Below are 17181 nucleotides of genomic sequence, written 5' to 3'. Positions count from 1 at the left end.
CATCGCTGACTGCAGAGGATCGAATTTGATGACTGACCGCGAGAGCGCAAGGTTGATGCCGCCCAATGCTAGCGGGCACCTGGCGATTGAAAGTGAATAACGAGCAAGAAAGCAAGGTTGCCCATTCATGCGTCACCATCCTAAAACAGCGAGCTGAGCAGCGAACAGACTTGGAATTCTGCCATTTTCCCGATCCCCTTGTGAGTCGTTTAGCAAATTAATCCTGCCAAGTATTGGGGAATTGCGTCTATGATGATGGGGAGCAGTATTTGCATTAAATGAGCGATGAGGCGATGACTGCTTTCCACCCTAATTCCGGACTTCTGAGCGTCTTAGGTGAGGGCCCGGAAGCGGTCGACCGAAGTCGCCGGTCGACCGCCCAACGTCAGATTTCGGTGCGCTCTGCAAGAAGCAAAGCGTCCTCCACATCGACACCGAGATAGCGGACCGTGTTCTCGATCTTCGTGTGACCCAGCAACATCTGGATCGCACGAATGTTGCCGGTAGCCCGATAGATCATGGCGGCCTTGGTCCGCCGAAGCGAGTGCGTGCCGTATTCGGACTTTCGAAGCCCAATTGCGGTTACCCATTCATCGACAAGGCGGGCATACTGACGCGTGCTCATGTGTCCGGCATGATCGACCCTGCTTGGGAAGAGATAATCGCCCGTTGAGCCACCTCGTCGCTCCAGCCATGCGAGCAAGGTCGCTCGCACGTCGGAGGTAAGCTCGAACTGCACCGGTCGACTGGTCTTCTGTTGAATGACGGTCGCACGATTGCGAATATCAGGGCCAGCTACCACGTCGCCTATCTTGATCTTCACCAAATCGCAGCCGCGTAATTTACTGTCGATGGCGAGATCGAAGAGCGCCTTGTCCCTCAACCGGCCTTCGCGATCGAGGTGAAAGCGGATCGCCCATATCTGCTTTTGGGTCAGCGGCCGCTTCGTTCCAACATTTTTGCCGGCATTCCAGGCGGCGCGTGCCTGTATGGCAGCGTCAAATCGTGAGTATCCCATCGTTCTTCTCCTCGGCCGATATTGGCCGAAGAGGTAACGCTAAGAGTGTCGTCGTTTGGGCCGTTTGCGGTCAGTCCAGTTTGAATCGACGCGAAGCCGGGAGCTGCCGTGCGGCTAACGACCCCATTGCCGACACTGGCCAGCGCGTTAGCAGGAGCAATGCCCGAAGCTTTTGAGCGATAGATCGATGCCATCCTTCATCGCGATGCAGTCAGATGGCGACTGTTAGAGGTGGTAGCGAACTTGGAGCTGCCAGATTGCTGGATTGCGACCGGGTTCGTCAGAAACGCTGTCTGGGACGCCCTTCACGGGCGGACCCCGCAGCCGCCAAATGGCGATGTCGATGTGATCTGGTTTGATCCTGATCGCTGCGATGAAAAACTTGATCGCGACATGGAGGACAAACTTCGTGTGGCTGTTCCGTCCATTGACTGGTCAGTGAAGAATCAGGCTCGGATGCATTCCCGCAACGACGATAAGTCGTATCAATCTTCGTCCGACGCTATGCGATATTGGCCCGAAACTGCGACCGCGGTCGCCGCTCGGTGGGTCAGAGGGGATGAACTCGAAATTGCTTGTCCACTCGGGCTGGACGATCTTTTCAACTTGCTTCTTCGGCCCACCCAGAGGTTCGCTCACGAGAAGCTGCCAATCTTTGAGGAGAGAGTTCGATCCAAAGCTTGGATAGAATTGTGGCCGCTCCTAAAGCGTGCAGAGACAGGAGGCGGCTAACCACCCCAACCTCCGACATTCAGGAGCCGCTCGGACAGTCGCGAAAGCGGCTATCATTTTGGACGCGCAGCTATGACCGCTTTCGGGAGCTCTTAGCGGTTAGGCTAACGACCGAGATTGGGGCGCGAATCCGACATCTGGAGCATGTCCGCTTTGGGGTCGTTACCTGACTGTTCGCTCTTGTCGCACTTGCTCAATTATCGGACAGTCAGCCTTTAAGCGCTGCGACAACCGCTCGAAAGGTCTGCATTTGGGGTGGGAAGCGGACAAGTCGCGCTACTGATCCAAGGCGTGCAGTTTTCTCAGGAGTGCAGCAACGTCCTCGTTTTTTTGCTTGTGCGACGGCAGCCCCATCCGTTCTGTTTCCACATAGGTTAAATAGGCGCCGACCTCCTCGTCGCCTGTCTCTCGATCAAGAAGCGCTAAGACCGCAGGCGCATATCTGTCGTATTCGTCTAGCGCTCCCTCGATCCCACGCACGCCGATAGGGTCCCAAGCCCAATGCAATACGACTTTTACCGTTTGCAGCTTTTTATCGATCATCAGGGTATGATTAGCCGTCAGGGCAACCTGTCCGCAATGGGGTCATTAACTGCACTTCCGCTCTTGGCACAATAAAGCGTCGCAAACTGCGGTGGGAAGCGGGCAAGGACTGGCAAGCAGGCAGCGTGCTCGACAGCACTTCGCGGTCAAGCGGACGAAAATGTGGATCAACTTGCTTCTTTGTTCCGCCGTTCTCTCGGCAGTGCTCGTTGCAATTCCAGAGCCATCTCTGGTTATCGAAGAAGATCCCGATGCCCCCTATTCGGGCCGACTTTATCTCGGCACGGCAACCACGGCATCGCCGCCCTTCGCGCCGGAGCCGTGAGAAATCGGTTTCAGGCCGCGAGGGCTGCCTTGAGATCGTTGCGGATTGCTTCGAGCTGGCGGAGCAGGTCAGCGGCTGGCGGAGTTTCCGGTGCTACCGCTTCCTGCGGTGCCGCCTGCTGATCGGACGCGCCGCGCAAGGCGGCTTTCGCGCCTTTCAGCGTGTAGCCTTCGCGATTGACGAGGCGCTCGATGCGTTCGACCAGTTCGATATCTTCGGGCCGGTAATAGCGCCGCCCGCCGCTGCGGGTGAGCGGCCTGAGCGTGGGGAACTGCTGTTCCCAATAACGCAGCACATGCGGTTTGATGCCGGTGGCCTTGGCGACTTCGCCAATGGTGCGCAGAGCGCCGCTGTCCTTACCGTCGTCGAAACTCGCCATGCGGATATCCTCAGCCGTTCGCGATCCGCTCTTTCAGGAGCTGACTGGCGCGGAAGGTCATCACGCGGCGGGGCGTGATCGGCACTTCGACCCCGGTCTTGGGATTGCGGCCGACCCGTTCCGACTTGTCGCGCAGAACGAAGCTGCCGAAACCGGAGATCTTCACGTTTTCGCCATCGGACAAAGCATCGCAAATCTTGGCCAGGATCGCTTCGACCATGTCGAGCGATTCAGCGCGGCTGAGACCCATCTTGCGGTTGATGGTTTCAGCGAGGTCGGCCCGTGTCAGTGTGCCTACGGAACGCATAATATTCATTCTTTCTTTCCCCCCAGATGCGACCCTGAGCGAGAATGCGACCCAAATTCAAACTTCGCCAAGCAATATAGAGGTTTGCCGCAGTTCTGGCAAATCGGCTCGGCGTATTTTTGGCCGCACCTACATACGTGCGAGCGATGCGCCCCATGTGAAGCCGCCACCCATCGCTTCGAACATGACGAGATCGCCCTGTTTGATGCGGCCATCCTGCACGGCCGTGTCGAGCGCCAGTGGCACGGATGCGGCCGAGGTGTTGGCGTGACGATCGACGGTGACGACCACCTTTTCGGATGGCAAATCGAGTTTGCGCGCCGTAGCATCGAGAATGCGGGCATTGGCCTGATGCGGCACCACCCAATCGATGTCCGCGGCCTTCATACCGGTTTCTTCGAGCACTTCGCGCAGCACGTCCGCCAGATTGACCACGGCGTGGCGGAAAACTTCGCGGCCCTTCATGCGCAGCTTGCCGACTGTACCCGTGGTGGACGGTCCGCCGTCGACATAGAGCATGTCCTTATGCGCGCCTTCTGCATGGAGGCGGCTGGCGAGGATGCCCGGGCCGTCTTCGGCCACGTCCTTCGCTTCGAGCACGATTGCGCCCGCGCCATCGCCGAAGAGTACGCAGGTCGTGCGATCATCCCAGTCGAGAATGCGGCTGAAGGTTTCGGACCCGATCACCAGCGCCTTCTTCGCCATGCCGGTCCGCAGGAGCGAATCGGCTGTGGCCAGCGCGTAAAGGAAGCCCGAGCACACGGCCTGGACGTCGAAAGCGACACCGCCGCCGCAACCCAGCGCCGCCTGAACCTGCGTGGCCGTGGCGGGAAAGGTATGGTCGGGCGTGGCCGTGGCCAGAATGATCAGGCCGATTTCGTCAGCATCGACCCCTGCCGCAGCAAGGGCCTTGCGCGATGCGTCGATAGCGAGGGTGGAGGTGGTTTCGCCTTCGGCAGCGATATAGCGTTGGCGGATACCCGTCCGCTCGACGATCCATTCGTCGCTGGTATCCACACGTTCGGCAAGATCGGCATTGCTGACGCAATTGGCCGGCAGCGCCGAGCCGGTTCCCGTGATTACGGAGCGGATCACTTGGCTGCCAATCCTTCTGTGCCGACTGCGGCAAGATCGTGTTTGATGCGGTTGGTAATGTCGTCCTCCAGCAGCCGGGCAGCAACCTCGACAGCGTTGGCGACGCCCTTGGCATTGGCGCTGCCGTGGCTTTTCACCACCACACCGTTGAGGCCGAGGAAGACCGCGCCATTATGATTGTTGGGATCGAGATGGTGGCGCAGCAATTCGGTGGCAGGGCGCGAGACGAGGAAGCCGATCTTGGAACGCACGCTGGAAGTGAATGCCTGGCGCAGCAGATCGGTCACGAACCGTGCCGCCCCTTCGATGGCCTTAAGGGCGATATTGCCGGAAAAACCGTCACACACGACCACATCGCATTCGCCGCGATTGATCTTGTCGGCTTCGACATAGCCTTCGAAGTCCATGGCAAGACCGGTCGCGGCGCGCAGCGCTTCGGCGGCGGCCTGGATATCTTCGGTGCCCTTGGTTTCTTCGGTACCGATATTGAGCAGCCGCGTGCGCGGCCGTTCACGCCCCGTAACGACGCGGGCATAGGCAGCACCCATGATGGCGAACTGGACCAGATTGCGCGCATCGCATTCGCGATTGGCGCCAAGGTCCAGCATGACCACATCATTATCGGTAAGCGTCGGGAGCAGCGCAGCAAGCGCCGGCCGATCAAGACCGGGCATGGTGCGCAGCGCAAGCTTGCTCATCGCCATCAGCGCGCCGGTATTGCCGGCACTGACCGCAGCGCCGGCATCGCCCTGCTTCACGGCATTGACCGCCAGACCCATGCTGGTGGTCTTTGCGCGGCGCAAGGCGCGGCTCGGCAGCTCGTCGCCGCCGACCACGTCGTCGCTGTGCAGGATCTCGGAGGCTCCAGCCATGCCGGGATGGGATTCGAGCGCGGCCTTGATCCGCGTTTCGTCACCCACCAGCAGGAACTTGAACTTGTCATGGCGGCGCCGCGCAAGCGCAGCCCCTTCGACCATGACGCGCACGCCTTCATCACCGCCCATCGCATCAACGGCGATACGCGGCAGACTCATGCGGATTCTCCGGCTTTGCTGACGGTCTTAAAGACCGACGGCGATGATTTCGCGACCGTTATAGTAGCCGCAGTGCGGGCACAGATTATGCGGACGCTTGAGTTCACCGCAGTTCGAGCACTCGTGATGCGCTTCAACCTTGAGCGAATCATGCGCACGGCGATTGCCGCGACGGTGGGGCGATACTTTCCTCTTGGGGACGGCCATGGCGGCACCTGTTCCTCAAACAATTTCAATCAATTTCGGTGGCCGCCCTAGGGGATGGTCCGGCACCGCACAAGAGCGCGTGAACCCGAATATCCCGACCGTGGCGGTGAAGGCGCGCGCTATAGCGAAATTCACAGGGGATGCAACCCGTCTCGCTGCCTGATCGGCATTGCGCGGCGCGAACCATCACCCTAGCACTCAGATGGGTCTCCGGTGGAGAGATCGCAAGGGAAGGACAAGCATGGGCGTTATCCTGCCGGTTACACTGACCGCGGCTGCTGCAGCGGCAATCATAAATCTCTGGCTGAGCATTCGCGTAGGCCAGATGCGCATGGCGACGAAGATTTCCGTCGGCGACGATGACGGCGGTCCGCTGACCGCCCGGATGCGGGCGCAGCTAAACTTCGTAGAGAATACGGCCTTCGTACTGGTGCTGGTAGCGGGCATAGAGCTGGCGGGCCGCGGGAATCCCTGGCTGGCCTGGGTGGTTGCCATCTACATGCTTGGCCGTGTCGCCCACGGTTTCGGAATGGACGGCGGGACGCTGGGCAAAGGTCGCTCCATCGGGACGATCGTGACGATGCTCACACAGCTCGGGCTGGCGGCGGTGGCCGTGGTGATCGTGCTTGGCGTGATGTAGATTGTGCAGGCCGGGACACGCGTCCCGGCCCGGCAAAGTATCAGGAGAGCGCGTAGTCGCTGACGAAGGCGTTGGTCTTGCGTTCCTGCCCGAATGTGCTGGTGGGGCCATGACCCGGGATGAAGGTCACATCGTCGCCCAATGGCCAGAGCTTCTGCGTGATCGCATCGATCAGGTCCTGGTGATTGCCCATGGGGAAATCCGTACGCCCGATGCTGCCCTGGAAGAGAACGTCGCCGACGACGGCAAACTTGCTGGGGCGATGGAAGAAAACCACGTGGCCGGGCGTGTGGCCGGGGCAGTGGATGACCTCCAGCGTCAGATCGCCCACAGTAACGGTGTCGCCATCTTCGAGCCAGCGGTCGGGTTCGAAAACCTGACCGTTGACGCCGTATTTTGCGCCGTCATCATCCAGGCGGCTGATCCAGAAACGATCAGCTTCCTGCGGCCCTTCGATGGGTAGACCGAGTTCCTTGGCCAGCACCCCGGCTTCGCCGCAGTGGTCGATATGACCATGAGTGATGAGAATCTTTTCCAGTTCGACACCGGTCTTGGCCACGGCGGCCTTAACCTTGTCCAGATCGCCGCCCGGATCGATCAGCGCGCCCTTGTTGGTCGCAGTGCACCAGATCAGCGAGCAATTCTGCTGCAGAGGGGTGACCGGGACGATACCGGCTTTCATCGGGGGCTTGCTTGCACTGTCGGTCATGCGGGCTGAAATGGCTGCGCACCTACCCTTTTGCAAGCGCGCATTGCCATTGCCGCCCGCGTATCAGAGGCGACGGAAATCGGTGATCCGACCGCTTCTGTCGAAGGTGCAGCCGAAGCGATCGCGATCGCCACGGCGCGTTTCCATACGCCCGGTGACCACTACCCTATCGCGGCTTTCCTGATTGACAGAGTTGATCGACACTCGCCCATAGCGCGAAGCTTCACGCCCGCAGGCATTGACAGCGGCGCGTTCGAAATCGTCGCGACCATTATAGCCATATCCGTAATCGGAACCGTAGCCATCGGAGCCGCCGCCAATTCCGCCGAGTCCGTAACTTGCGCAACCGGACAGCGACAGTGCGCCGACGATAGCGATGGGAAGTAGAGCCTTGCGCATACGATGTCTCCTCGTGTGATGTCCCTGCCACATCCACCAGAGCGCCAGGAGTATGGGAGTTACGTCGTCACCCGGCGTTTGTTCCATTTGCGCATGCTCGCCCCCCTAGACACCACGATCCACAGAGGAGTTGGGCGTAGGGTCAAAGCCTGCCCCCTTTCCACACGACCCGACCGATGACCTCGATTTCGTCGCGCGCCAGCTCGATCGGCGCATAGGCATCGTTGGCGCTGATCAGTGCGATGTCGCCGGGACCGCGGGACTGGACCTGCTTGACGTGAAGCGCATCGCCGATGCGGACCACGAACACTCCCTCACCGCCCCGCTTGTTGCGATCGACGAAGATCTCGTCGCCCGAACGCAGTAGCGGTTCCATGCTGTCGCCTTCGACCCGGATGGCGGTCAGGTCGGCGCTCTCCAGCCCCATTTCGCGCAGCCAGCGGCGGGAAAACTGAAACGCGTCATAGGAAATTTCCTCCGCACTGAAGGCACCCGGCCCGGCCGAAGCCTCCAACGGCAGGCGCGGCACCTGCACGAAGCCTTCAGTATCGCCCGACTCCTGCATTCGCGAGGAGCGGGGCCGGACGATCTCCCGCGTAGCGATCACCTCGTGATCGACGCCCAGGAATTCGGCTATCTTCATCAGGTCCGGCTCGTCCAAATGCCGGGGGCTCCCACGACCGACATACTGGTGCAGATACGCCGGATTACGCCCGATCAGGCGGGCAAGGGCCGACAGGCTGTGCCCCTTCTCACGAATAATCTCCCGCAACCGTGCGCGGGCATAGCGTTCCTCGGGCTCGTACCGATCGAGCGGTTCGACAAAGTCCATGACCGGCCTCCTTGTTGGTTGGATCGCGGAAAAATCCTATACCATAGTATTTTTCCTAGACAAGTAGGATTTCGGTTGGAACAAATGCAGAACACGGCGAGCGATTCGTCCGTCAGACCAGCCTACCGGGAGCCTTCGCATGCTGATCCGATCCGTCGAGAAATTCCTCCGGCAGCACAAAATGCCGGCCACCAAATTCGGCCGACTGGCCATTCAGGACCCGCGATTCGTACTCGATTTGCGGATGGGTCGCGAACCGCGCGACCGCACCGAGCAACGCATCCGCGGGTTCATGGCAGGCTTCGAAGCTGCCCGTACCGTCACCCCCGCCGCCCAGGAGACTGCCCATGTTGCTTGAGAGCAATTCAGCCAGATCGCCCCGGGCCCGCCGCACATCTGCTGATCGTGTCCGCAAGGCTCTCGCCGAATTGCATGGCGGCGACGGGGAAGTCCTCACCCATACGGAGAAAGCGTGGGCGAGCATCACCTTCGCTGGCACCCGCCATTCGCTCAAGCTTGTTTTCGCAGGAGCGGACGCCGTCGCGACTGGCGAAGTGCTCGTCGCGGAACTGCCAGAACACGAATTTGCCATTCCGGGCCAGATCGTTGCGGACGCAGCGATATTAGAGGTCGAGCATCGGCTGATACCCGAACCGCGGCTGGTGGTGCAGTGCGAACTGCTGTTGCTGGAGGAGGGTTGATCCGTCCGGCAACGCGACGGGGTCAGTTTCGGCGGACGACGAGATTCCTGATTTCGGTCATGTCTTCCATGGCGAATTTGATCCCTTCGCGGCCCAGGCCCGAATCCTTCACACCGCCGTACGGCATGTTGTCCACCCGGTAGCTGGGCACGTCGTTGATAACCACACCGCCCACTTCGAGCCGGTCCCACGCATCGAACATCTTGAACAGGTCCCGCGTGAAGATGCCCGCCTGCAGACCGAACGTGCTTCGGTTAACCTCTGCCAGACCATCGTCGAAATCGGAGAACTTCTGGAGAATGGCAAGCGGGCCGAAGGCTTCTTCGTTGAGCGCCTTGGCATCCTTGTGCACGTTTTCGAGCAGCGTGGCTTCGAGCATGTTGCCCTTGCAGCCGCCCCCGGTCAGCAGGCTGGCGCCGCCATCGATGGCATCGTCAATCCATCCCTTGAGCCGGCTCGCTTCCTTTTCCGAGATCATCGGCCCGATGAAGGTATCGCGGTCCTTGGGATCGCCCGCGACCAGACTCTTGGTCTTCTCGACCATCATATCGCGGAAACGGTCGTACACGTCTTCGTGAATAATGATCCGCTGGACGCCGATGCAGCTCTGCCCGCTCTGATAGAATGCGCCGAAGATGATCCGTTCCAGCGCATCATCCAGATCGGCATCCCGGTCGACGACGACCGCAGCATTCCCGCCGAGTTCGAGCACTACCTTCTTCTTGCCCGACTTGGCCTTGAGCGCCCAGCCGACGGCAGGCGAGCCGGTGAAGCTGAGCAATTTCAGCCGCTCGTCTTCGGTAAACATATCGGCGCCGTCGCGATGGGCTGGCAGAATCGAGAAGGCCCCTTCCGGCAAATCCGTTTCCGCCAAAACTTCGCCCATGATGATGGCGCCAAGCGGGGTCATGCTGGCAGGCTTCATCACGAACGGGCAGCCCACGGCGATGGCGGGGGCAACCTTGTGTGCAGCGAGGTTCAACGGGAAATTGAACGGCGAGATGAAGCTACAGGGCCCGACCGGAACGCGTTTCCAGATCGCCTGATAGCCCTTCGCCCGTTCGGAAATGTCGAGCGGCATGACTTCGCCATACATCCGGACCGATTCTTCGGCCGCGATACGGAAGGTGTCGATCAGGCGCGTGACTTCGCCTTCACTGTCCTTGATCGGCTTGCCCGCTTCGACGCAAAGGGCATAGGCCAGTTCGTCGAAGCGTTCCTTGAAGCGATCGACGCAGTGCTGCAGCACCGCCTGCCGTTCGTAGCTGGCGAGCTTCGCCATCGGTTCCGTGGCCTGCACCGCGCCCGCGATCGCCTGATCGATGATTTCGGGCGTCGCCAGCGCGGTCCGGAAGGCGACCTTACCGGTGAACTTGTCCGTCACCTCGAGATCGGTGTTCGGCTGCTGCGCCGTGTTGTTCAGATAGAGCGGGTAGGTTTCCTTGAGGCTGGGCATGTGATCTCCTGTTCGGAGCATCAACGGCGCGACAAGCGGGAGCGTTCCGTCAGTAGCCGAGCTCGAGGTCGAGCTGCGGCTGGACCGGTTCGCCCTTGTGCCAGCGTTCGAGGTTTTCGATGAAGCGATCGGCGGACCGCTGGAACATCTTCGTCTGCGCCCTGCCCGACAGATGCATGGTGACCTGCGCATTGCCAAGTTCCCACAAGGGGTGATCTTCGGGCAGTGGTTCGGGATCCGTTACGTCGAGCAGCGCCGCTTCGATCTTTTCTTCCCTCAGGGCAGAGACCAGTGCTTCCTGATCGACGACATCGCCGCGCGCGATGTTCACCAGCACGCCGTTCGGGCGCATTGCAGCAAGTTCCAGCGCGCCGATCATGTGCTTCGTTTCGGGAGTGGATGGCACGGCCAGCACGACCCAGTCGAATTCGCCCAGTTTCTGGCGCCATTCGCCCGGACGAAGCGCACCATCGGCACCCGAACGGCGCACAGGAACGACCGTCATGTCGAAGGCTTCGAGGCGTGTCTTGATCAGCGAACCGATGGCGCCCATGCCGAGCAGAAGCACACGCTCGCCCGACAATTCCCGCTTGCCCGGACTGTCACGCAGCCATTCATGACGATCCTGCGCCCGCACCACATCGCGATATCCCTTGGCATGGGAGAGCATGAGCATGACGACATATTCGGCGATGGTGATGGCATTGATGCCGACCCCGTTCGTGACGACCACACCGCGTTCTTTCAGAACGTCGAGAGGCATGAAGTCGAGCCCGGCATAGATCGAATTCAACCATTTGAGGTTGGTCGCCGCCCGGGCAATTTCGATCATGGGTTCTTTTTCATTGAGATCGAACCAGCCGATCTCTGCCTGCGGCGCGAAATCCAGCGCCTGTTCCTTGCTGGTGAACCAAAGCGGCTCGACCCATTCGGGAAGGCGCGGTTCGACCAGTGGGCGGATCATGGCGGACAGGGCGGCTTTGGTCATCGATTTCTCCTCGAAGCCTGTCATTGCCGCTCAGAAACTATTTCGCAAACCGTTCCTTGCGACGGGTAGCGATGTCGAGGATTGCTTCCGCAACTTCGCCGGCATTGCGCAGCACGTGGCTGGGCGGAACCTGCATGATGTCGACCTTGTGCCGATCCTGCCATCGTTCGCGCGCGGCATCGTCCCGTGGGCGGAACGGATCGTCATCCACTTCGATGGCGAGATGCGCCTCTTCGCAATAGAACGGCAGAACGAAATCTTCTGCCGGATGGTCGCGGACGAAAAACAAGCCCTGCGGCGTGTCTTTCAAATGTTGCCACAGGAGTGCTTGCGGATCGGCCTTTGTCAAAGCTTCCATTCCCATCCGAGAGGATCACCATCCATAACCTCTACGCCACTGTCTGCAAGACTTTCCCGAATCGCGTCCGACGCGGCGAAATCCTTGGCTACGCGCGCCTCCTTGCGGCGGAACAGTTCGGCCTCGATCTCGGCTTCGGTAATCCGGGCATCGCTGGGGCGGATGCGAAGATCTGTGCGGGTCAGGCCGAACAGTCCCAGTCCCAGAACCTGATCCATCTCTTCGATGACAGCGCGCTTTACACTGGCATCGACCTTTTTCATCGCCAGCGCTTCTTCCAGAGAGACTAAGGCGACCGCCGTGTTCAGATCATCCGACATGGCGGCTGCGAACTTGTCCCGCAGGGCTGCAAATTTCGGGTGCGAAGCATCCCTTGCGGACGCGTCCTGCAGCTTTTCCGCCGCCATGACGATCCGCTTCAACCGCGTGAGGGCCGCCCCAAGCCCCGCCCATGAAAACTCCAGCTCGCTGCGGTAATGCGCCTGGAGGCACATCATGCGGTAGGCGAGCGGGTGATAGCCCTTGTCGATCAGCAATTGCAGACGCAGGAATTCTCCCGAGCTTTTCGACATCTTCCCCGACCGTTCGACGAGGAAGTTGTTGTGCATCCAGATTTTCGCACCCGAATGAGTCGCCACGTCGAGCCCGCCACAACCGCAGAAGGCCTGGTTCTGCGCGATCTCGTTGGGGTGATGGATCTCGCGGTGATCGATGCCGCCGGTATGGATATCGAAGGGGAAGCCGAGAAGCTTTTCGCCCATGACCGAGCATTCGAGATGCCAGCCAGGGGCGCCCTTGCCCCACGGACTGTCCCATTCCATTTGCCGTGTCTCGCCCGCAGGTGTCTTGCGCCAGATGGCAAAGTCGGCAGCGTTGCGTTTGCCCTCTACTGTGTCGATCCGGCCCTCACCCTCTTCGGTCACCGCGCGAGCAAGCCTCCCGTAATCGGCGACTGTCGACACGTCGAAATAGAGGCCGGTGTCGAGTTCGTAGCAATGCCTGTCGGCAATGCCCTTTGCGAAATCGATCATCTCGTCGATGTAATCGGTCGCCACCGACCACTTGGCCGGCTCGCGGATGTTGAGCGCCTTCACGTCCGCCCAATAGGCTTCGGTGTAATGCTTGGCGATGTCCCAGATCGACTGCGCCTTGGCCGCAGCCATCTTTTCCATCTTGTCCTCGCCCGCATCGCCATCATCGGTCAGATGACCCACGTCGGTGATGTTGATGATGTGGGTGAGCTCGTAGCCCTTCCAGCTCAGTGTGCGGCCAAGGACATCGGCAAAGACATAGGCCCGCATGTTGCCGATATGGGGGTAGTTGTAGACCGTCGGCCCGCAGCTGTAGACGCGCGCCTCGCCCTCGTGAACGGGCCGGAATTCTTCCAGCTGGCGGGTGAGCGAATTGAACAGATTCAGGGGCGCGTCGGTCATGAAACGCGCATTAGGTGGCGGCACGCCTACTGCCAACCCTCCCAGCGCACGCTCTCGTCGGTCCCGGCGCGCTTGACGTCGAAATTGTTCACCGGCGCTTCTGTATCGCGGTAGCCGATCGCCATGCCGCAGAAGAAGATATGGTCTTCGGGAATGTCGACCACTTCGCGGATCTGCGGCGAATAGACCGCCCAGGCTTCCTGGAAGCAGCAGTCGAGTCCTTCCTCGCGCAGCAGCAGGGCGATGGTCTGCAGCCACATGCCGATATCGGACCATTGCGGCGGGCCCATGTATTTCGGCGTGTGGACCAGCATCAATACGGGCGCACCGAAGGCCTGAAAATTGCGTGCGAACCACATGAGGCGCTTGGCCTTCTCCTCACGGGAGATTTCGAGCGCGCCGTACATATCTTCGCCCACCCCGCGGCGGCGTTGTTCGTAAGGACCATCGAGTTCGGGGGGATAGACGTGATATTCGGGCGCATGCGCCGCGCGGCCCTTGGGAATTTCCTCCGCAATCCGGTCGAACAACTTTTGCAGCGGATCGCCGGTCAGGAGGATGCCGTGCCACGGCTGGGTGTTGCCACCCGACGGTGAACGCTGCGCCTTTTCTAGGATACGTGCCAGCATTTCACGCTCGACAGGCGTGTCGAGAAATGCGCGGACGGAACGGCGCGATTGAACGGCTTCGGTGACGTTCATGTGTCGATCTCAAACAGATCCGCCAACTGCTCGATAATCGTGCCACCTAGCTGCTCGACATCCATGATGGTGACCGAGCGCTTGTAATAACGGGTAACATCGTGGCCGATACCGATGGCAGCCAGTTGCACCGGCGACTGTTTCTCAATCCAGTCGATGACCTTGCGCAAGTGTCCTTCGAGATAACCGGCCTGGTTGACCGACAGCGTGCTGTCGTCGACCGGTGCGCCGTCGGAAATGACCATGAGGATGCGGCGGTCTTCCGGACGGCGGAGCAGGCGGTCGTGCGCCCAGAGCAACGCCTCTCCGTCGATGTTCTCTTTCAGCAGACCTTCGCGCATCATCAGGCCGAGATTGCGGCGCGCACGGCGCCAGGGCTCATCCGCCTTCTTGTATAGAATATGCCGCAGATCATTGAGGCGACCGGGATTGGCAGGCCGCCCATCGGCCAGCCACATCTCGCGGCCCTGACCGCCCTTCCAGGCGCGGGTTGTAAAGCCCAGGATTTCGGTCTTCACGCCGCAACGCTCAAGCGTGCGGGCAAGAATGTCGGCACTGATTGCGGCAATGGAAATCGGCCGCCCACGCATCGAACCCGAATTGTCGATCAGCAGCGTGACGACCGTGTCCTTGAACTCGGTATCGCGCTCCATCTTGTAGCTAAGTGCGTGACCGGGGCTGACGACCACTCGCGTCAGACGCGCGGCATCGAGCAGGCCTTCTTCCTGGTCGAAATCCCAGCTGCGGTTCTGCTGCGCCATGAGGCGGCGCTGAAGGCGATTGGCAAGACGTGTAACCACGCCCTGCAATCCGGCGAGCTGGCTGTCGAGATAGGTCCGCAACCGGTCGAGTTCTTCGTTATCGCACAGTTCCGGTGCTTCGACGATCTCGTCGAATTTCTCGGTATAGGCCTTGTATTCGAAAGTATCGGGAAGATCGGTCCACGGCCGATTTGGCCGGACGGGCTGCATACCTTCTTCACCGTCGTCCGAAGGGTCGCCGTCGGCCATTTCCTGCTCGCCATCGACATCCTGATCGGCATCGCCTTCCGCCTCACCGTTGGTGACTTCGCTGCGCGCATCGGCAGCCTGCGGTTCGGCTCCTCCTTCGTCTTCCTCGTCGGTATCCTGTTCTTCCGGGTTTTCGCCTTCCTCGTCCTCGCCATCTTCGGCATCGGTCGGCTCGGGACTATCGGGAAGGGTAAGGTCGAGGTGCCGCAGCATATCGAGCGTCAGATCCTGGAAGGCACGCTGATCGTCGAGGGCATCGGCGAGCCCGTCCATATCGGTGCCGATCTTTGCAAGAATATCGTCTCGAACCAGATCGACGGCCGCTTGAGCCCGTTCGGGGATCGCCTCTCCGGTCAAAGCCTCGCGCAGCATCAGCGACAGTGCAGCGGGAAGCGGCACGTCTTTCGCTTCATCCGCGCGCACTATCGGATCCGATGCAGTACGGAGCTTTACTGCCGAATTCAGATTATCCCGAATGCCTGCATAGCGGGTCGAACCGATCGCCTCATAGCGAACTTGTTCGACGGCATCGTAACAAGCACGTGCGATGGGCTCTGGCGGCGCGCCCTTGTTATGAAGCGCCTCGTTATGATGGCGCAGCTTCAGCGCGAAGCTGTCAGCGAAACCGCGCGCCTCGATCGCCTGATCGCGGGGAAGATTTCGGCCAGGCAGCGGGACACGAAAATTCTTGCCCGATTGCGCAGGAGCATCCGCGCTCCAAGCCACCTCGACCTCAGGCTCGTTCGCGAGCGCGCGCGACGCGCTCGTCAGCGCCTGTTTGAAACGGTCGAGGGGCGTCTGGTCGGTCATTTACTGTGTCGGAATGCTCTGGCCGGTCTTCGCCCAGTCGGCGACGAAGCCCTCGATGCCCTTGTCGGTCAGGATATGCTTGAACAGACCCTTGATGACGGCGGGCGGCATGGTGGCGACATCGGCGCCGATCAGCGCGCTTTTGAGCACGTGAACCGGGTTGCGAACCGAGGCGACGAGAATTTCCGTGCCGAAATTGTAGTTGTTATAAATCTGGCGAATGTCGGCGATGAGCTCCATGCCGTCAAAGCCGTTATCATCATGCCGCCCCACGAAAGGCGAAACAAAGGTCGCCCCCGCCTTGGCCGCGAGCAGAGACTGATTGGCCGAGAAACACAGCGTGACATTGACCTGTGTGCCGTCGCCGGTGAGCTTCTTGCAGGTCTTCAGGCCGTCGATCGTCAGCGGAACCTTGATACACACATTGTCGGCAATCTTTCGCAGCGTTTCCGCTTCTTTCATCATCGTGTCGTGATCGAGCGCGACGACTTCGGCACTCACGGGCCCATCCACGATGTCGCAGATTTCCTTGGTCACTTCCATGAAATCGCGGCCCGACTTTGCGATCAGCGACGGATTGGTGGTGACGCCATCGAGCAGGCCAGTGTCGGCCATTTCCCTGATGTCGGCGATGTCGGCAGTGTCGACGAAGAATTTCATGGATTCGCGCTCCGGAAGGCGTTTGAAGTTGTGTCCTGCTGCAAGGGCATAGCGCGCAGCGAGTCAAGACTTGCGGCTAGGCTGGCCCACGGATCGGATGCATCGTCGCGCTCGACCAGAAAGTGTCGCACACCCTGTCGCTGCGCCTGAATGATGATTTGAGCCAGCGGCAGCGTGCCTTCGCCCACATCGGCCATGCTTCCGTCACCCGCCATATCCTTAAGATGAAGATGGGTGACCCGATCGGCAGGCCGTTCAAGAAAACGCAGAGGATCTTCGCCCGCATACGCCAGCCAGTATGTGTCCAGTTCGAAGCCGATACGCGGATCGAGCTCGTCCATGAGCAGATCGATGGGCCGGATCCCGTCTATCTCTGCAAACTCGAAATCATGGGCGTGATACGCGATCCGCACGCCTTCCCGCTCTGCCAGGTCGGCGATCAGGTTCAAATGCTCCACCCAGTCGCGCCATTGAGCCAAGGTTTGACGCTGATCTTCAGGCAACCAGGCGAGAATGAGTGTATCGCTGCATAGCGCCTTGGTTTCCGCGATTGCAGCCGCCGGATCCGTACGCAGCAACTGCCAGTCTGCATGCACAGCCGCAACCCGCAGTTCCAGCGCACGCGTTTGCTGACAAATCGCCTCGGGCTTGGCCCCGAACGTCCCGGCAATTTCCACCTCGCGATACCCCAGATCGGCAACGCGACACAGCGTTGCGAGAGGATCGGCCGCCATGCTTTCACGCACCGTGTAAAGCTGCGCGCCGACGATCGGGCCGGGCTCGACCACAGGTGTGCTACAGGCTGTGGTGCCCAGAAGGAATGCGGCGAGAAGGGTTCGCATGG

The 17181-nt window shown here is 60.4% G+C and carries 23 protein-coding genes; 5 read left to right on the top strand and 18 right to left on the bottom strand.

The window, feature by feature from the left end:
* Positions 1 to 385 precede the first annotated feature (385 nt).
* Positions 386 to 1018 (bottom strand): tyrosine-type recombinase/integrase, encoded by a 633-nt coding sequence (locus KYK83_RS07210; RefSeq protein ID WP_222827713.1) that lies wholly within the window; start codon positions 1016 to 1018, stop codon positions 386 to 388.
* A 231-nt stretch (positions 1019 to 1249) separates the two neighbouring features.
* Here KYK83_RS07210 and KYK83_RS07205 point away from each other — a divergent pair, with 231 nt between their 5' ends.
* Complete coding sequence (locus tag KYK83_RS07205; RefSeq protein WP_346729432.1) at positions 1250 to 1750, top strand: nucleotidyltransferase family protein; 501 nt, start codon at positions 1250 to 1252, stop codon at positions 1748 to 1750.
* 276 nt (positions 1751 to 2026) lie between these two features.
* On the opposite strand, the gene KYK83_RS07200 is transcribed toward KYK83_RS07205, so the two are convergent.
* The gene (locus tag KYK83_RS07200) at positions 2027 to 2293 is read right to left on the bottom strand and encodes a hypothetical protein (protein WP_222827712.1); all 267 of its coding nucleotides are present in this window, start codon (positions 2291 to 2293) and stop codon (positions 2027 to 2029) included.
* Positions 2294 to 2453: 160 nt separating this feature from the next.
* On the opposite strand from KYK83_RS07200, the gene KYK83_RS07195 reads away from it, so the two are divergent.
* Entirely contained in the window at positions 2454 to 2618 is a 165-nt protein-coding gene (locus KYK83_RS07195) for a hypothetical protein (protein WP_222827711.1), read from the top strand.
* 10 nt (positions 2619 to 2628) lie between these two features.
* Here the strand turns inward: KYK83_RS07195 and KYK83_RS07190 are convergent, their stop codons facing one another.
* The 5 genes from KYK83_RS07190 to rpmF form a co-directional block, all read right to left on the bottom strand.
* Positions 2629 to 2997, bottom strand: a complete 369-nt coding sequence (locus tag KYK83_RS07190) for a MerR family transcriptional regulator (protein WP_222827710.1) — start codon at positions 2995 to 2997, stop codon at positions 2629 to 2631.
* A 10-nt stretch (positions 2998 to 3007) separates the two neighbouring features.
* Complete coding sequence (locus KYK83_RS07185; protein ID WP_103024935.1) at positions 3008 to 3304, bottom strand: integration host factor subunit alpha; 297 nt, start codon at positions 3302 to 3304, stop codon at positions 3008 to 3010.
* 129 nt (positions 3305 to 3433) lie between these two features.
* Entirely contained in the window at positions 3434 to 4399 is a 966-nt protein-coding gene (locus tag KYK83_RS07180; protein WP_346729431.1) for a beta-ketoacyl-ACP synthase III, read from the bottom strand.
* Complete coding sequence (plsX, locus tag KYK83_RS07175) at positions 4396 to 5433, bottom strand: phosphate acyltransferase PlsX (protein ID WP_103024810.1); 1038 nt, start codon at positions 5431 to 5433, stop codon at positions 4396 to 4398. Before plsX ends, KYK83_RS07180 begins: the two co-directional genes overlap by 4 nt.
* Before the next feature lie 27 nt (positions 5434 to 5460).
* Entirely contained in the window at positions 5461 to 5640 is a 180-nt protein-coding gene (gene rpmF / locus KYK83_RS07170; protein WP_067464131.1) for a 50S ribosomal protein L32, read from the bottom strand.
* 241 nt (positions 5641 to 5881) lie between these two features.
* Between rpmF and KYK83_RS07165 the strand changes: the two genes are divergently transcribed.
* A complete protein-coding gene (locus tag KYK83_RS07165; protein WP_222827709.1) occupies positions 5882 to 6280 on the top strand; it encodes an MAPEG family protein in 399 nt (132 codons plus the stop codon).
* Positions 6281 to 6320: 40 nt separating this feature from the next.
* Here the strand turns inward: KYK83_RS07165 and KYK83_RS07160 are convergent, their stop codons facing one another.
* From KYK83_RS07160 to KYK83_RS07150, 3 genes are all read right to left on the bottom strand, one after another.
* A complete protein-coding gene (locus tag KYK83_RS07160; RefSeq protein ID WP_196848128.1) occupies positions 6321 to 6962 on the bottom strand; it encodes an MBL fold metallo-hydrolase in 642 nt (213 codons plus the stop codon).
* A gap of 90 nt (positions 6963 to 7052) precedes the next feature.
* Positions 7053 to 7388, bottom strand: coding sequence for a hypothetical protein (locus KYK83_RS07155; protein WP_103024812.1), 336 nt, complete (start codon positions 7386 to 7388; stop codon positions 7053 to 7055).
* Positions 7389 to 7530: 142 nt separating this feature from the next.
* Positions 7531 to 8220 carry a LexA family transcriptional regulator gene (locus KYK83_RS07150; protein ID WP_222827708.1) on the bottom strand — a complete coding sequence of 230 codons (690 nt, stop codon included), beginning with the start codon at positions 8218 to 8220 and terminating at the stop codon, positions 7531 to 7533.
* 139 nt (positions 8221 to 8359) lie between these two features.
* Between KYK83_RS07150 and KYK83_RS07145 the strand changes: the two genes are divergently transcribed.
* Positions 8360 to 8578, top strand: coding sequence for a hypothetical protein (locus KYK83_RS07145; protein WP_103024814.1), 219 nt, complete (start codon positions 8360 to 8362; stop codon positions 8576 to 8578).
* Positions 8568 to 8921, top strand: coding sequence for a hypothetical protein (locus tag KYK83_RS07140; RefSeq protein ID WP_222827707.1), 354 nt, complete (start codon positions 8568 to 8570; stop codon positions 8919 to 8921). Before KYK83_RS07145 ends, KYK83_RS07140 begins: the two co-directional genes overlap by 11 nt.
* Positions 8922 to 8943: 22 nt before the next feature.
* Here KYK83_RS07140 and KYK83_RS07135 read toward each other — a convergent pair whose 3' ends face one another.
* From KYK83_RS07135 to KYK83_RS07100, 8 genes are read right to left on the bottom strand one after another with little or no spacing between them, the layout of a single operon-like run.
* Positions 8944 to 10377 (bottom strand): aldehyde dehydrogenase family protein, encoded by a 1434-nt coding sequence (locus tag KYK83_RS07135; RefSeq protein ID WP_222827706.1) that lies wholly within the window; start codon positions 10375 to 10377, stop codon positions 8944 to 8946.
* A 49-nt stretch (positions 10378 to 10426) separates the two neighbouring features.
* Positions 10427 to 11365: a D-2-hydroxyacid dehydrogenase gene (locus KYK83_RS07130; RefSeq protein WP_103024938.1), complete on the bottom strand. Its 939-nt coding sequence runs from the start codon at positions 11363 to 11365 to the stop codon at positions 10427 to 10429.
* A 37-nt stretch (positions 11366 to 11402) separates the two neighbouring features.
* Positions 11403 to 11723 carry a DUF559 domain-containing protein gene (locus KYK83_RS07125; protein WP_158246665.1) on the bottom strand — a complete coding sequence of 107 codons (321 nt, stop codon included), beginning with the start codon at positions 11721 to 11723 and terminating at the stop codon, positions 11403 to 11405.
* Positions 11711 to 13156 (bottom strand): cysteine--tRNA ligase, encoded by a 1446-nt coding sequence (gene cysS / locus KYK83_RS07120; protein WP_222827705.1) that lies wholly within the window; start codon positions 13154 to 13156, stop codon positions 11711 to 11713. Before cysS ends, KYK83_RS07125 begins: the two co-directional genes overlap by 13 nt.
* A 26-nt stretch (positions 13157 to 13182) precedes the next feature.
* Complete coding sequence (locus KYK83_RS07115) at positions 13183 to 13857, bottom strand: nitroreductase (RefSeq protein ID WP_222827704.1); 675 nt, start codon at positions 13855 to 13857, stop codon at positions 13183 to 13185.
* On the bottom strand, positions 13854 to 15677 hold the full coding sequence (gene cobT, locus KYK83_RS07110; RefSeq protein WP_222827703.1) for a cobaltochelatase subunit CobT: 1824 nt from the start codon (positions 15675 to 15677) through the stop codon (positions 13854 to 13856). The genes KYK83_RS07115 and cobT overlap by 4 nt, the downstream gene beginning before the upstream one ends.
* Positions 15678 to 16337 carry a fructose-6-phosphate aldolase gene (gene fsa / locus KYK83_RS07105; RefSeq protein ID WP_222827702.1) on the bottom strand — a complete coding sequence of 220 codons (660 nt, stop codon included), beginning with the start codon at positions 16335 to 16337 and terminating at the stop codon, positions 15678 to 15680. It lies immediately after the preceding gene.
* Positions 16334 to 17179: a sugar phosphate isomerase/epimerase family protein gene (locus KYK83_RS07100; protein WP_222827701.1), complete on the bottom strand. Its 846-nt coding sequence runs from the start codon at positions 17177 to 17179 to the stop codon at positions 16334 to 16336. Before KYK83_RS07100 ends, fsa begins: the two co-directional genes overlap by 4 nt.
* Positions 17180 to 17181: the final 2 nt, after the last annotated feature.

Origin of the sequence: Qipengyuania pacifica (assembly GCF_019857205.1) — a bacterium.
GTDB lineage: Bacteria > Pseudomonadota > Alphaproteobacteria > Sphingomonadales > Sphingomonadaceae > Qipengyuania > Qipengyuania pacifica.
The sequence above is the reverse complement of the archived record's forward strand: the minus strand, read 5'-3'. Positions and strand labels throughout refer to the sequence as shown.